This window comes from Ruminococcus sp. (assembly GCF_019423705.1).
GTDB lineage: Bacteria > Bacillota > Clostridia > Oscillospirales > Ruminococcaceae > Hominimerdicola.
In genome coordinates, this window is sequence record NZ_JAHZAX010000011.1 from 77,025 (window position 1) to 91,679 (window position 14,655).

Genomic DNA, 14,655 nt, shown 5'->3' on the forward strand with positions numbered 1-14,655 from the left:
TATATTATAATTATGTTCTATTTGCTCATAGCGGAATACGCAAGCTCCGCCGCCGAGATATCCATATTGCAGCCAAGGCGAAAAAGCTTCGTGGCGTGTGTTATCCCGTCGCAGATATCCAGTATTTTCATAAGCTTGTCAGCCTCTCTCGGGCGATAGGTCTGCTGAAGTATCATCGGATACGCCGCTTCGGGAGATATCTCCTCAATGTGGTTATCAATGCTTCGCTCTAATATCGCAATGCTTTGCAGCTCCACGGAGCGATTGCAGCTCAGATGATGTTTGCCGTCCCAAGGCGAGCCGTGGGCGATGACTTTGCCCTCTTTCAGCTCCAGAAGCGGCTTGTCATCGTTTATCATAACCGCCCTGTCGCCAAGATATTTCCGCCAAAGCCCTGCGTGGGTGGATTTGCCCGTGCCGCTTTTTGCCGTGAAAATATAGCCCTTGCCGTCCACCACAATGCAAGAGCCGTGAAAAACCACGATGTTACGCTCTGCGAATTCTTCCGCCAGCGCCCTGTAAACCGCAAGATTTTCGATATCCTCCGCCCTGTGCTGGGCGCCTGCTCTTCCCTCGGCGATATCGGCGGCTTTTGCATATTCAAACTCCTTTGTAAGCTTTTCCGCTGTCATTTCAATATGTATCTGCGCCGAACTTTCGGTCTTGTAATCCTTGCAAAGGCTGTGGACGCTGTTATAAAGCGATGATATCTCCACCGCCCTGCCTGCAAATTGATACGTTTCTGTCATATCCGCCGCCTTAATCTATCGGCACAAATGGCAGCTCGATAGTTGCCTTTGTGGAGGTTGTGGACTTTGTTGTATGCTCTGTGGTGGTTTCGGTCGCCTTTGTTGTGTGAGTCGTATGCTTTGTCTCCGAAGTAGTCTTGTGGGTGGTCTTTTTTGTTGTGTGGGAAGTTGTTTTTGTAGTCGTCTTTTTTGTAGTCGTGGTCTTTGTGGCAGACTTTGTTGTGGTATGCTTTACAGTTGCCGATGAAGCTGTGGTAGTCGTAGCCGTGCTGTGCTGGACTACAGGAAGCTCTGTGGGTTCGTCAGCCTTTTCTGTTTTCTCGGTTTTCTGTGTTTTATCAGCCTTGTCAGTCTCCGACTGTTTTTCTGTTTTATCCGTTTCAGTTGTTTTATCAGCCACGGAGCTTGAATTATCCGCCAAAGATGTTTCGGTATCAGCAGAGCTGTCAAGGATATCCACCTCTGACAAGTCTCCCGTGTCTGAACTATCCGCAAGACTTTTATCAGCCGAACTTGCGCTATCGGTAGTTACCACCTGTGATGATGAGTTTTCGCTTTCAATGCCGTCCTTATCCTTAAGAATTATCACCGCCGCTGCCACCGCAATTATCACAACGATCGCCGCCGCAATGCCTATAATAGCTTTTTTATTCATATTTTTCTACCTTTCTTTATCCGTCTTGATCGCATAAACATACTATTATAGTAATTATACCACACTTTGCCGATTTTGTGAACCCCATAATGGCAATAGCGCACAAAATTTTCCTCGAAAATACGGCATATACGACATTGACAAAACATCTGATTTAAGTTAAACTTATTAAGGCGGTCTATGTCAAAAAAACAGCGCAACAATGTCATTACAAACAGCTTGTTTTGAGTAGGGGCGAACATTGTTTGCCCATTAGCCGACAGTTGTGTCTGTATTCTGAATAAACCGCCAAGAGCGTATCCCTTGGCTCTGATATCAGATAAAAATTAGATCGGTAAGGGAAGAAGAAAATTTATGAATGAGGTATTTTATTGAAACTCACATTTGATGTTGCGGACAAGCCAAAGGGCGGACAGCTTGTCGTTTTCGCTCTTCAGCAAATGCTTGCGATCTTGGCGGCAACTATTGCCGTGCCGCTTATTATCGGAAACGGACTTACTCCTGCCTCTGCGATGTTCGGCGCAGGCGTTGGTACTATCGTGTACATTCTTTTCACAAAGAGAAAGAGCCCTGTTTTCCTCGGCTCGTCATTTGCTTTCCTTGGCTCGATGGCTGCGGCATTCGCCGGCGGCGTTTCTATGGAGCTTGGAATGTTGGGACTTATCGTCGGTGCGATACTGGCAGGACTTGTGTATGTTGTCATCGCTATCGTGGTAAAATTCGTTGGCATTGGCTGGCTCAACAAGCTTATGCCTGCTGTCGTTATCGGTCCGACTGTTGCCATAATCGGTCTTTCCCTTGCGGGCAACGCTATCGGCGATCTGCTCAAGGGCGATGTTACAAAGCAGGTGACAGATTATGCGGTTTCCGTTGAAAGCGGCACACCCGAGATAATTGAGACCGTTTCAAACGTTCCTGTCGGCTCAACTTATGTTGCGCTTATCTGCGGACTTATCACCCTTGCGGTAATAATGCTCTGCTCAACATTCGGCAAAAAGGCGCTTAGACTTATACCTTTTATTATAGGCATTCTCGCAGGCTATGCAGCCGCAGCTATATTCACGGCTATCGGCACTATCTGCGATATCGACGCTCTCAAGATCGTTGATTTCAGCGTATTCAAGAGCTATATGTTCCCTGACGGAGCTGTTTCACTCAGCACATTTTTCAGGCTGCCTGACTTTGCATTCGTATCGGGCGCAAAGGCTTTCAGCGAATTTGATTTCTCATACTTTGCAACTATTTTCGTGGCTTATGTGCCTGTTGCGCTGGTCGTATTCGCTGAGCACGTTGCCGACCACAAGAACCTTTCGTCTATCATCGACCACGATCTTCTTAAAGAACCTGGTCTTACGAGAACCCTTCTCGGAGATGGTGTTGGCTCTATCGCAGGTGCACTTTTCGGCGGCTGCCCTAACACAACTTACGGCGAATCAGTTGCCTGCGTTGCTATCACAGGCAATGCCTCAGTTGTAACGATATTCACGGCGGCAGTCGGCTGTATGATATTCGCATTCATCACACCGCTGGTGGCATTTGTTGATTCGATCCCTGCCTGCGTAATGGGCGGTGTTTGTATCGCACTTTACGGCTTCATCGCAGTATCGGGTCTTAAAATGATACAGGCTGTTAACTTTGACGAAAACAAGAATCTGTTCGTTGTTTCCGTTATCCTTATCGCCGGTATCGGCGGACTTACCCTCACTTTCGGCAAGATAACACTTACTGAGATCGCCGCTGCGCTTATCCTCGGTATCCTTACAAACGTTATGCTTTCAAGAAAGAAGAGCAATATCGCAAAGAAATAACATCACAATAAAATAAAAATATATCGAAAGGAAATCAGAAAATGGGAAATGTAAACATTATCAATCATCCGCTTGTCAAGCACAAGATAACACTTATGAGAGATGAGACCACAGGCACAAGAGAGTTCCGTATACTTGTTGAAGAGGTCGCAATGCTTATGGGCTATGAGGCGATGAGAGACCTGCCGACAGAGGACGTTGAGGTCAAGACGCCTATCACAACAAGAAAGCTGCCAATGCTTTCGGGCAAGAAGCTTGCTATCGTGCCTATCCTCAGAGCAGGTCTTGGAATGGTAAGCGGTCTGCTGGCGCTGGTGCCTTCCGCAAAAGTTGGTCACATCGGTCTTTACCGTGACGAGGTCACTCACGAGCCTCACGAGTATTACTGCAAGCTGCCTGAGAACATCAGCGACAGACTTGTTATCCTCTGCGACCCAATGCTTGCAACAGGCGGTTCGGCTATTCAGGCAGTTGATTTTCTCAAGGACAAGGGCTGCAAGAACATCAAGTTTATGTGCATAATTGCAGCGCCAGAGGGACTTGACGCTCTGAGAGCGGCTCACCCAGGCATTGACATTTATGTAGGCAACCTTGACGAAAAGCTCAACGAGGACGCATACATCGTTCCGGGTCTTGGCGACGCAGGCGACAGAATTTTCGGCACAAAGTAAAAGTATTTTCAGCACGCTCTGTATATTGCAGGGCGTGTTTTTTTGGGAGATATGGCAAGCTATGATTGACATTGCGGCGGTTAGTGTGGTATAATCGTTATAGCAATAGAGATCATACAGGAGGGTAAAAAATGAAAAACACTATCGGCGTAAAGATGATATACACTTTTTATCACAGCGCTGTAAAGGCTGAATTGAAAAAGAGGGGCTTTTCAAAGGACGTTGCGGACAAGATCGACGAGGAGCACAAGAAGATCGTGGAGAGGGCGAAAGATATCGGCAAGTCAAGGCTTTTGAGCTCCTATATTATGGCAAGTTATTACATCGCAATGAACAGGGGCACGGGGCTATCGGCGGAGGAAAATTACGAGATATTCCGTGACGGTTTGTGCGCCTCAAAGCTGTTCCACAAAATGATCGGCGACGTTGACAGCTATCTTGATCCAAAGAAAATGCCCGGCCGACTGAAATGGTCTGAGGACAGCCACAAGCATTTGTATGAAAACGACTGGGTGGTGGATATCCTGCCCGGCAACGGCGAATACGATCTTGGCTATGACTATCACGAATGCGGTGCTTGCAAGCTTTGCAATGACGAGGGCTGCCCCGAGCTGGCGGCGTACATATGCCGAATGGATTTTGTGCTGGCGGACATTATGAATATGAAGCTGGTGCGGACTGGCACCATCGCAGAGGGTGCGGAGTTTTGCGATTTTAGGTATAGTAGGATAAAATGATATATTGACAGCAAAAAAGGACTGAGGGTATCAGTCCTTTTTTCGTGCGATCATAATTGGCAAGGTATAGCAATATTAGTGTTCACAAATTCCCCACCAAAAGAACATCCAGCCCCACAAACTTAAACACGCCTATCCCAAGCAAAGCCAGCAATATCGGCAAAATAAGCACCGCCGTCGCCGCAAGGAAAGTCGATATAACGCTTTTGAGCTTCGCTGACAGAAAATAGATGATGAGCATTGCACAGAGCAGAGCGAAATATCGCCCAAAGCTTATGAGAATGAGATAGCCTTTGATAGAAATATCAAAATTTGAAAGTTTTTCAATAGAGCAAGCAGGGGCGTTTATCCCCCTTGTGCCATATGCGCTGAGAACGTTGTAAAAGTATGGCGCATAGGTCAGAGCAAAAATTATCGTCACGATAATAACGCCTATGCCGAACTTGCAAAGAAATGTGTCCTCCCTACCACGAGCCGAGGTCTTTAACAGCACGTTCGCACCCGTCTGATACTCCACGGCATAGACATATGTCAGGCAAAGTATCACCATTGTCATCGCCGTCAAACCAAGCGTCAAGTCCTTGTTTCCCGCGGTTTCGCCGCCTGTCAGCAGCTTGTAGCCGCTGTCATAAACGAACTGCCCATCCTCTGTTGTCTGCAAATATTCGGCGTGCTGTTTCACCTCGTCAAAGGCGTACTGCGGAGCAAGTATATCCTGATACTTCATCATTATGAAAACACCGTCACCATCTGAATTTGCCATTTCCTCCGACATTTTCATCTGAGCGTCAGCGAATTTTTGCGCCTCTTCGTCTATCATTTTCTGCTTTTCGGCGGTGTATTCGCCCTCAAATTTCAGCATATATTGCTTGTAATATACATCATCAGCGGAGGAAAAACTCTCGTTGATAGGAGAATATGAAACTGCGGTGATGATAGCAAATGCCATCAAAATCAGCAGAGCCTTGCCACCGAAAAAGACCTTGTAGCACTCCTGCAAAAAGAGGTTTGTCGTCCTGCCTTTGAAAATTGTGAACCTTGCAAGGCTGAATTTTCTTGTGCGGCTTTTTATCACCCTTTGCTTTGAAAAAATCAGCACGGAGAGTATGGAAATCACAATCATCAACACTATCGCCGAGCTGACAAACACAGCCATATAGTTCACAGGATTGCCGAAAATGTTGAGGTTGAGGTAGCTTGCAAAGAGGTCTTTTGTGTTGGCGTATGCAAGAATATTAATGTATTTCAGCGGACAAAGATAGCTGGTGCTTGGTATGGTGTAATAAAGCACAGCCTCCGTCGTTATGGTGATGATCAGTATGCCATAGACCTTTACAGCGGTGTTTGATACCACAGTAACAAGGTAGATTATCGCCGCAAATACGCAGTAAACTGCAAGTTTTGCTCCGAAGAAAAGTGCGAAATATTGCAGTACGGATATTTTTAAATTACTGCCGTTAAATTCGTATACAGATTGTATCTGCCTTGACAGGTCACCGAATCCATATGTAAAATATGAAACTGCAAAGTTCACGACGTAAAGCAAGATCTCAGCCGCCATTGCCGCCGCAAAACAGGTGAAAAGTTTTGCGATACCGAGCGGCATTCTGCCCTTGTATGTCGTCCTAGAAAGTGTTATCTGGTCAAGCTCTTTTTCACGGGTGACTATCGTCACCACCACGGTCATTATCGTCAGCATTGCGATAAGGTCGGTGGCGAGGAAACCCGTTGCCATTGAAACGCCATTTGAAGGTGCGGCGGTGAGCTTTGAGCCTTTGAGGTGGGCGAAATCGGCAGGCGTTCGTGCGATATTTTTGTAGCTGAAACTGTCGGGATCGGCAAAAAGCGAAATGCCCGTCATTTTTCGTGCCGTGCTGTCGATATTTTCAAGGTAGCAGTCATAATTTTCGCAGGCGGCGACCTCCTCGTAAATGCGGTCGGTCAGCTCTATCTCGGAGTAGATATCGTTTGTAAATTCAAGATAGTCCTTGTTTTTATAGCTTTTCAAAAGTTCCTCAGCATTGCAGTTTTCCTGCGAAATATCCTCTCCAAATGACAGTCTTTGTATCAACTCAAGCTCCGTTTTTTTCTGAGAAATTCGCTCAAAAGCGGCGTGAGTGTCAAGCCCCTCGAGGGTCTGATAAGCGGCTTTGTACTGTTCAGGGGTGTATTCAAGCGACTGTTTTGTCTCGTTTATATACAGCAAAACGCCGTTAAGGAGCAGCAGAACGGCGAAAATTGCAATGGTCGTGCGCTTGCAGAACGCTTTTATCAGTTCGTTTTTGAATATCATCAGCTCGCCCCCTGGTCGAAATAGTAGAGGTAGAGATCCTCAAGATCGGGCTTGCAAGGACGGCACTCAAAGCTGGGCGGCTGTTCGCTGATAACACGGACGTAGATATTTTTCTCGTCCTTTGAGATATTTCCCACCTTGTATTTTGCGGAAATTTCGTCCAGCATACTCTCGTCGGCGGTTATCTCGAACACTTTGCCGTCGATCTTTTCGCAGAGGATATGAGGCGCACCGCTGTCGATTATCTCGCCCCTTTTCATCAGCAGGACTTCTTTTGCGATAAACTCGATATCCGAAACAACGTGGGTTGCGATTATGACTATCTTGTCGAAAGCTATTTGTGCCACCAGATTTCTTATACGGATACGCTCCTTCGGGTCAAGTCCTGCGGTTGGCTCGTCAAGGATAATGACTTTCGGTTCGCCGAGCATAGCCTGTGCGATAAGGGCACGCTGTTTCATTCCGCCTGAAAAACCTCCAAGTCGTTTATTTTTGCTGTCCTGCAAGTTGACAAGGTTGAGCAGCTTTTCTATCTGCGGCTTTGCGTCGGCCTTTTTCATACCTTTGAGGGCTGCCATATAGTAGAGAAAGCGTTCCAGCGTAAAGTTCGGATAAATCCCTTGTTGTTGGGGCATAAATCCAAGAATTTTGCGGAAGTCGGCGTCCATTGTGCTTGTTTCAACGCCGTCAAATTTCACCGAGCCTGATGTGGGTTTCAGATTGTCGGTGATGATATTCATAAGCGTGGACTTTCCTGCACCGTTTGGTCCAAGCAGACCATATACACCGGGTGTGAACTCGTAGTTGAAGTTTTCCAATGCGGTAAAACTGCCGTATTGTTTGGTGAGGTTTGTTAGGGTGAGATTCATTTTCGTCTCCTATATTATTTTTTTGTTTGCGCTATATTGCCCGTTCAATTCGTCCAGTAGGTCATCTATGCCTGCGGCGGATAACTTTTCATTTGCCGCTGATAGGGCATCGTCGAGGGTTGTGTAGTTGCCGAAATCACCGTAAAACAGAGGATAGAATTCATCATTTATAGCGGCAATTTTGTCAATCTTTTCGCTCAGCTCGTCAGATATCTGCAAGCCGTAAAAGGGTGATACCTGTGAATTTTCCCAGCAAGCTTTCATACTGTCGGCTTTTTTATCATCTGACTGTGAATTGCTGTCAGTTATAAGAGTGTTAGCCATTGAATCATAATTTTCATAGAACGGCAAAGCGTTCTTGTTCAAACATTTCACTCCGTTTTCTGAAATATAGTTTCGTCCCTCTGTGCCGTTGTAGATAATATTCGCAAGCTCTTTGTCAGTGCTGAGCATGGTCAAAAATTCAAAAGCCTTGTCTTTGTTTTCGCTGTCCGAACTTATGCCAACAACGCCGTTTAGCTCCTCCTGCTGCAAATATCCTTTTGAAACAATTTTTGTGGAATCATACAAATATGGCATAGCAGGACTTAGGCTGCAAAAATATTTCGCCTGCTCGACGCTACCAGCTATATATCCACTGTTTTTGTAGTCCTCGATCAGTTTCAAATACTCTATCGCACTTTCGTTTTTAAAGATATTTTCAGCTTTCTGCGTATCCACGTTGATATATATGCCTTTGAATTTGCAAAAGCCTGCCATTTCGTAATACAGCTCATTTGTGCTGTCAAGAAGCAAGCCAGCCTTGCCATTATCTGCATAAATTTTCAGATATGGTGCAAGGTCACTAAGGGTATTGACCGCACTTTTATCCAAGCCAATTTCATCGCATATATCATCATAAAATGATAATACCAACGGCTGTGCAAGGGCATAGTCTGTGGATTTTCCGTATATCAGACCGTCCGCACAAGCCGTCTGCTGCCATACTACCTCATCAAACTGCTTATAGAGCTTTTGGCCTCTGTCGGTTTCAAAATAATCATTGAACGGTGTAAGATATCCTCTATCCACAAAAATATGATATGTATCCCCATAGCTGCCCAAGGTTTCAAGTCCCAGACCTGTGTTGACTATGTCCACCTGTTCGCCGTCTTTAAGCATAGTTTCATACTTGTCTAAATTTGGATAGACCTCGCCCGTCTTGAAATCGAACTCGCCGTTATTCACAAAGTCAACGTAATAATCACAGCCAATTTTATCAAGATACTCGTTGACCGCATTTTCAATATACGCCTCGTCATATATCCGTGGGTCGTCATCGGTGGTCGTGAACTGAGTGTCATAATTGGTGAGGTACACAAGCTTTGTTTTGTCGGCATAGGAAACGGGCTGGATATTATCATCGACATCAAATAGTGTAAAGCCCTCGTCGTCAATGGCATACCCCTGCTCGTTATCAGAAATATCAGCACCCGACTTTGATACCGCAGACTGCATATTTTCCGAACTTTCGCAGCCCGAACAGCACAAGATTATCATCGCTGTCAGAAGCGCCCCATATCTTTTGAATCCACTCATTGCACGTCACTTCCAGTATCAGCTTTTTGAGCTTTTTCAAACTTCAAATTCCAAAAATCATCGTCCGAACAAAGCTCCAAAGTCTCATTCTCATCGTTCTGACTATACAGCAAAAAGCCATTTGCCGTGTGTCCTAGCACCGTCAGCCATTCATTTTCCGCAAACTGATATTCCAAAGTCTGTTGGGAGTTCATATCATATACCACCGCACCACGAACTTCGTTTTCACCCTCTGTTTTACTGAAAAAGTAAAAGCACTTTTCACCGCTCAAAAACACGTCGCTTATATATCCGTCTGCCTCAAACAGCGATCGCTGATCGTTGCCCTCAAAGTCCATTGTGCAGACCTTTGAATGGGTCTCATTATTGTCGGATATAGCATATACTATTTTGTCATCATCATATTGCCATACATTCAGCGTATCATCGCTTTCTAATAGTGGAATACCATATTCGGTATTTTCTCCTATATCGATATACTGTATTTTGTTGTGCTGACTGTTTTCGGTATATTCGCACAACTGAAAATATATACATTTTTTGTTGATATGCAAGCTGTTTCGTGCAATAAGGCTTTCATTTGCCTTGCCGACTTCGCCATAGTTTTGGAACTCTTTTGCGTTCAGATCAACCGAACAGAGCGAATAATTCTCCTGCATATTTGCTTTGCTGTCGGTGATATATTCTGAGCCGACAAACGCCAGCAAGCCCTCCGAAAATGTCGGGTCTGTAAGGGAACAGAGCGTGATATCCAAGGTCATAAACAGCTTTCTGTTCTGCCCGTCCTTGTCCGATTTATATATCAGCGTTTCATTAAGATTGCCTGCACATATCATATACAGCGAATTTTTGTAGATAAACGCATATCTTATCTCTTGATCTTTATCGGGCGCTACCGCCGTGCAAGCGCTGTTTTTGTCCTCCGCCAGCGTTTTGTGCTTGCAATTTGGCTGAGAGCAAAATATATCGTATGTATTGCTCTGAGTGTCCCACAAATTCAGCCGCTCGTTATCCACACGAAAAACATAGCCGTCAGAAACAGCGGCATTTGCGCAAAAATCTGTTGTTTCAATTGCGCTTTCAGTCTTTGCATTATCGCAGGAACACAACAGCAATGCGACCGCCACCGCCGCCAAAATCATCTTTGTAAATTTCATATGATCTCCCCCACTACCTAGTTTTACTGTCGTATATTAAGTGGGTTTCACAGGGTAAATTGTTGCAGGGGTGGTGGGGATTTGTATATATGCACAAATTGAGGAAGGGTAGTTTGTGAAGTAAGACAAAGTTATGATATCTACCCCCCAACCTCCATTACATTATCATAATTAAACTTCTTGATAGCGACCCCTCCAAGGACTAGCAAAATCACAATAAGTACTAGCAGATAAATAACAGAAAAGCTCATCGGCATTATTGGCTTTTTGAAATATTTTGTGTAATGCAGCCAAGTTATTGAGTTTGCCATTGGCATTGTCCACATAAGATTTGTCCTTATAGCACTGAACGCCATTCCAAGGGATATCATTCCGCCGCATATGATAAAGCCCAATGTCTTTCGCTTGAATAGTGAAAACACCAGCAGTATCAGCCCTATTATCATCAAATACGCCGCCACGAGCAGAAGCTTTTTACCGCCGCCTCAAATACCGAAAGCTGATTGTAGAGATTTCCTGGAAGCAGCTCAACGCCGAAATCGCCTCGCCTGTCGGGGAACATTTTCACAAAACCCGTGGCAACATTGCTCCAGCCATTGTACCAAAAACCCTTTGAAAGCATTGGCAAAACTGTGCCGAGAAATATTACCGCAAGATATGATATTATCATAAAAACAAGTTTCAAAACCTGCCCTACAAACCAGTTCGCCCTGCCGATACGCACGATATAAAACACGGTGTTGGTGTCAACTTTCGGATAATCAGCAATGAGGGTAAGAAAAACTATGGGGATTATAAGTATCAGTATCTCAGAATTCGCCACAGCTATAAATGGCTCTAGTATGTTAAGCGGCTCACCCATAAGCTCTGCATTGTTGGTCAGCGGAGAAACTGCAAAATTGTTTATGAATATGAGCAGCACCGCAACGATCACCATTCGTGCGTCACAGACCCACTTTACAAATTCCGTTGCCGCACAGGAAAAGGCTTGTTTTAAACTAAAATTTTTCATTGCTTACACCCCTTTGTCCAACCGCATATTCATTATTACTATAAAACCTATCACAGATAAAAGTATTATCCCTAAATTGAAAAACAGAATGTATTTTGTGTCGGCAAAAGCTGTGTAATATGACAAATTCATTATGCTGTTGGGATAAAAATTCTCCAATATGCTTGCCCTGTCAAAATCCTCTTTCATCATCGAATTTGCAATAAGTTTCTGCACAGCTATCTGCCACATATATGTTACCATAAATGGCACGCAGGTTATAAGATATGGATTTTTGCAGAATGAGCTTATGAATAGCGCAGGCATTGTGCTTATGGCTCCATACAAAAACGCTGAAAGCATATATCTTAACACGCCTATAAGTTCGTTTTTGTTGTTCACAAGCACGAATGACAAGTCATCTGCGGAAAGTTCATATTGGCTCAATGAAGGAAAAATTATTCTTACGATAACACCAAAAATTATATATCCGAATAGAACAGCCGAACCGCCGCACAAAAATGCTGAGCAGAATTTTGACAGATAATATCTCAATCCGCCTGTCCTGGTTATGGTGAACCGCATTGAACCGCCGTTTCGCTCTGCACAAAATGCCGTCATAAACGGAAAAGCCGCTATTATAGGCAGAAACATTGCCATATATCCCGACATACCTTTTGCGAATATCAGATAGGAACTGAAGGAATAATCATCAGCAAAAAGCTGTTTGTCAAGCTTTGCAATGCACTCAAACACCGTGTATATCTTCGCCGTGTTCGGGTCGGTATACGCCTTTGCGGTAAAGCAAAGCAGGGTCGTGAGCAGCACCGCTCCGACATATCCGATATTCAGCATACTCTTGTTAAGGTCGCATTTAAGTGCTTTCATTGCCCCACCCCCTATGGAATAAGCACATATATCTCGCCCGTAACGCAATCGACTGTCACATAATTTATTGCGTGCAGACCTGTCGGCTGCTTATCGTCGATAATAAAATACCACTTTGGCGTACAGCATATATTATCCGCACTTTCGCCGACTTCGGTACTCTCGCCACGAGGTTCATACATAAGCTTGACGTCATCAAACTGTATATCGATCTTGTCCGCAAGATTTTCCTCAAGCAGATCGCAAGCACCCTTGAAAGACAGCATTTTGTCTATTTTCTCAGCCTTTGCCACCTTGAAAGCGTTACAACCTATGTAATATTCGGGGTCAAAGTTTGCGTCGAGATCAGTATAAGTCTGCATTGAATAGGTCATAAGCGCATTGCCCTTCACGAACAGCGTATCGTCAGCATTCGTGGAAAAAACATTTTGTATGCCGATACCTTTATATGCCTTTTGTATCTCGATCTCATAGCCAACGCCGCTGTCGGTGGTGATTATATACCCGTCACTGACCACATTGTCAAGCTCCTCACCAAGCACCTTGCTGAACGTGTCCGCCAAAGTCTTTGCCTTGTCAGCAGCAGACAAAAGACCGCTGTCAGCATTTTCAGAAGTTGGTCTGTCAAGATAAAAAAGCTCCATATTATCGGCGTCAGCGTCTGCGGTATTTACGCCGTTTTCGCTTGCCTCCCAACAGCAATAAGGCTGTGCAAAGCGTGTTATTTTAAGTTTGTTATGTTCGTCCTGGAGCTGTGCCTGATCTTCCACAGTTTCGATCTTACCATCGATCTTGATATCCAAGGCACTTTGCAGCTCTTCCACTTTTGACGACAGCCAGTCCATATCATTTTCGGCATTGATATATGCAAGCTCCAAGTCATAAACGCCGTCAGGTTTGCAAATGCTCACCGCCGATTTTTCGGGCAGCTTGAATTTTGTATACTCTTTTTCAAATGCAGCATCAAAGCTGTCATAAATATTCTCTGACGAAACATAAGCCTCGCCGCTGTCCACCTCAGCCGAATGCTTGTTGCTTCTGATATTGTCGGGAGTATTTTCACAAGCTGACAGCGCCACAGCCGCCAACATCACGGGCAATAATACTTTTGTTTTTCTGATATTTTTCATATGTCATTCCTTTCCTGTGGTCAAGTTCGCCGTATTGCTTTTCGCTTTTGTAGTATAGTGAGGGATAGTTGCGGTTTTGTTGCAGGTTGGCGGATTATTCGGCATTGCATACAAGGGCGAGGTGGGGGAATTGTGCAGGTTGTAGAGAAATTGAAAAATCAAAGTTGTCACAAGTTGAAGAAATCTATTAACGATAAAAATCCAAAATAGCACGCTTGACAAATGGCGTTTTAAATTGTAAAATTAAATAAACCACGGTAATAAATAATAAAAAGAAATCAATTATTCAGAATTAAGGATGTGCTGTCAAAATGAAAAGTAATTTCAACAAATATTTTTCCACATACTTTATTATAAAGCTTATTATATACATTATTTTGCAGAACACTTTGTTCATTATGATACTAGGTAAACTGTCAGTAGACCTTGATAATGATATTACGGGGTATGTTGTTATCGTTCCGCTAGTAGTATTGATCTCGATATTTTTTCTTTTCACTTTTACCAACGCTAACGCAGTAACAAAATTCAGAAGGAATGACTTGCAGATAAGAAAAACCACACCCCACGATTATTTTAAGATCAAAGCAATATTTACGTCTGTTTTATTCTCGCTAAACGATCTGTTTTTGCATTTTAAATTTCGAGAACATTTGCTGTCTGAATATAATGAGGGCGTGAGAAAGATCAGTATGCTCAATTCCGGCAATTTGACATATCGAGATAAACTGCTCACCGACCTTGAATTGTTGAGAAACAAATACTTCAAATGCTCTGTTGCGATCGTGATAGTCGTCATACTATTTCATCTTGTCGGAGGATTATTTTCTGCAAGGAAAATGGTCGAAAAATATTATAATGCAGAGTAAAAAGAACGGAATTGATGCAGAGAAGAGCCGTTGCTTTTGTTAATTTGGGCGACAAAACCATTGTTATAGCTGTAATTTCACACCACGTAGGCAATTCGGACATTTGCAATATTTTAGGAATATCATTTATCACGGCTGAGTGTTTTCCCTCGTCTTGCGATATCGCACTATTGTCAGAAAGATTATTGCTTTCGCTTATTAATCCTGTATAATAAAACTTGGCACATACAAAACAATCAAAGTATAATAAAAACAAAGGA

The 14,655-nt window shown here is 44.0% G+C and carries 14 protein-coding genes; 4 read left to right on the forward strand and 10 right to left on the reverse strand.

The genetic code is table 11. From position 1 onward, the window contains the following. Positions 1–17: 17 nt before the first annotated feature. Entirely contained in the window at positions 18–749 is a 732-nt protein-coding gene (locus QZ371_RS10025; protein ID WP_295212088.1) for a hypothetical protein, read from the reverse strand. Between the two features lie 10 nt (positions 750–759). Next, complete coding sequence (locus tag QZ371_RS10030; protein WP_295212089.1) at positions 760–1,404, reverse strand: hypothetical protein; 645 nt, start codon at positions 1,402–1,404, stop codon at positions 760–762. A 371-nt stretch (positions 1,405–1,775) separates the two neighbouring features. On the opposite strand from QZ371_RS10030, the gene QZ371_RS10035 reads away from it, so the two are divergent. The 3 genes from QZ371_RS10035 to QZ371_RS10045 all read left to right on the forward strand — a co-directional run bounded on the left by QZ371_RS10035 (position 1,776) and on the right by QZ371_RS10045 (position 4,620). Beyond that, positions 1,776–3,212 (forward strand): solute carrier family 23 protein, encoded by a 1,437-nt coding sequence (locus tag QZ371_RS10035; protein ID WP_295212090.1) that lies wholly within the window; start codon positions 1,776–1,778, stop codon positions 3,210–3,212. A gap of 41 nt (positions 3,213–3,253) precedes the next feature. After that, positions 3,254–3,883 carry a uracil phosphoribosyltransferase gene (gene upp / locus QZ371_RS10040; protein ID WP_295212091.1) on the forward strand — a complete coding sequence of 210 codons (630 nt, stop codon included), beginning with the start codon at positions 3,254–3,256 and terminating at the stop codon, positions 3,881–3,883. Positions 3,884–4,014: 131 nt separating this feature from the next. Continuing rightward, a complete protein-coding gene (locus tag QZ371_RS10045) occupies positions 4,015–4,620 on the forward strand; it encodes an L-2-amino-thiazoline-4-carboxylic acid hydrolase (protein WP_295212092.1) in 606 nt (201 codons plus the stop codon). Between the two features lie 82 nt (positions 4,621–4,702). On the opposite strand, the gene QZ371_RS10050 is transcribed toward QZ371_RS10045, so the two are convergent. The 8 genes from QZ371_RS10050 to QZ371_RS10085 all read right to left on the reverse strand — a co-directional run bounded on the left by QZ371_RS10050 (position 4,703) and on the right by QZ371_RS10085 (position 13,526). After that, on the reverse strand, positions 4,703–6,913 hold the full coding sequence (locus QZ371_RS10050; protein ID WP_295212094.1) for a hypothetical protein: 2,211 nt from the start codon (positions 6,911–6,913) through the stop codon (positions 4,703–4,705). Further along, entirely contained in the window at positions 6,913–7,782 is an 870-nt protein-coding gene (locus tag QZ371_RS10055) for an ABC transporter ATP-binding protein (protein ID WP_295212096.1), read from the reverse strand. The genes QZ371_RS10050 and QZ371_RS10055 overlap by 1 nt, the downstream gene beginning before the upstream one ends. A 9-nt stretch (positions 7,783–7,791) precedes the next feature. Further along, a complete protein-coding gene (locus QZ371_RS10060) occupies positions 7,792–9,360 on the reverse strand; it encodes a hypothetical protein (RefSeq protein ID WP_295212098.1) in 1,569 nt (522 codons plus the stop codon). After that, on the reverse strand, positions 9,357–10,517 hold the full coding sequence (locus QZ371_RS10065) for a hypothetical protein (protein ID WP_295212100.1): 1,161 nt from the start codon (positions 10,515–10,517) through the stop codon (positions 9,357–9,359). Before QZ371_RS10065 ends, QZ371_RS10060 begins: the two co-directional genes overlap by 4 nt. A gap of 140 nt (positions 10,518–10,657) precedes the next feature. Then, on the reverse strand, positions 10,658–10,963 hold the full coding sequence (locus tag QZ371_RS10070; protein WP_295212101.1) for a hypothetical protein: 306 nt from the start codon (positions 10,961–10,963) through the stop codon (positions 10,658–10,660). Further along, a complete protein-coding gene (locus QZ371_RS10075; protein WP_295212103.1) occupies positions 10,963–11,529 on the reverse strand; it encodes a hypothetical protein in 567 nt (188 codons plus the stop codon). The genes QZ371_RS10070 and QZ371_RS10075 overlap by 1 nt, the downstream gene beginning before the upstream one ends. Before the next feature lie 3 nt (positions 11,530–11,532). After that, on the reverse strand, positions 11,533–12,396 hold the full coding sequence (locus QZ371_RS10080) for a hypothetical protein (protein WP_295212104.1): 864 nt from the start codon (positions 12,394–12,396) through the stop codon (positions 11,533–11,535). Between the two features lie 11 nt (positions 12,397–12,407). Continuing rightward, the gene (locus QZ371_RS10085) at positions 12,408–13,526 is read right to left on the reverse strand and encodes a hypothetical protein (RefSeq protein WP_295212105.1); all 1,119 of its coding nucleotides are present in this window, start codon (positions 13,524–13,526) and stop codon (positions 12,408–12,410) included. Between the two features lie 311 nt (positions 13,527–13,837). Here QZ371_RS10085 and QZ371_RS10090 point away from each other — a divergent pair, with 311 nt between their 5' ends. After that, positions 13,838–14,395: a hypothetical protein gene (locus QZ371_RS10090; RefSeq protein WP_295212107.1), complete on the forward strand. Its 558-nt coding sequence runs from the start codon at positions 13,838–13,840 to the stop codon at positions 14,393–14,395. Positions 14,396–14,655 lie beyond the last annotated feature (260 nt).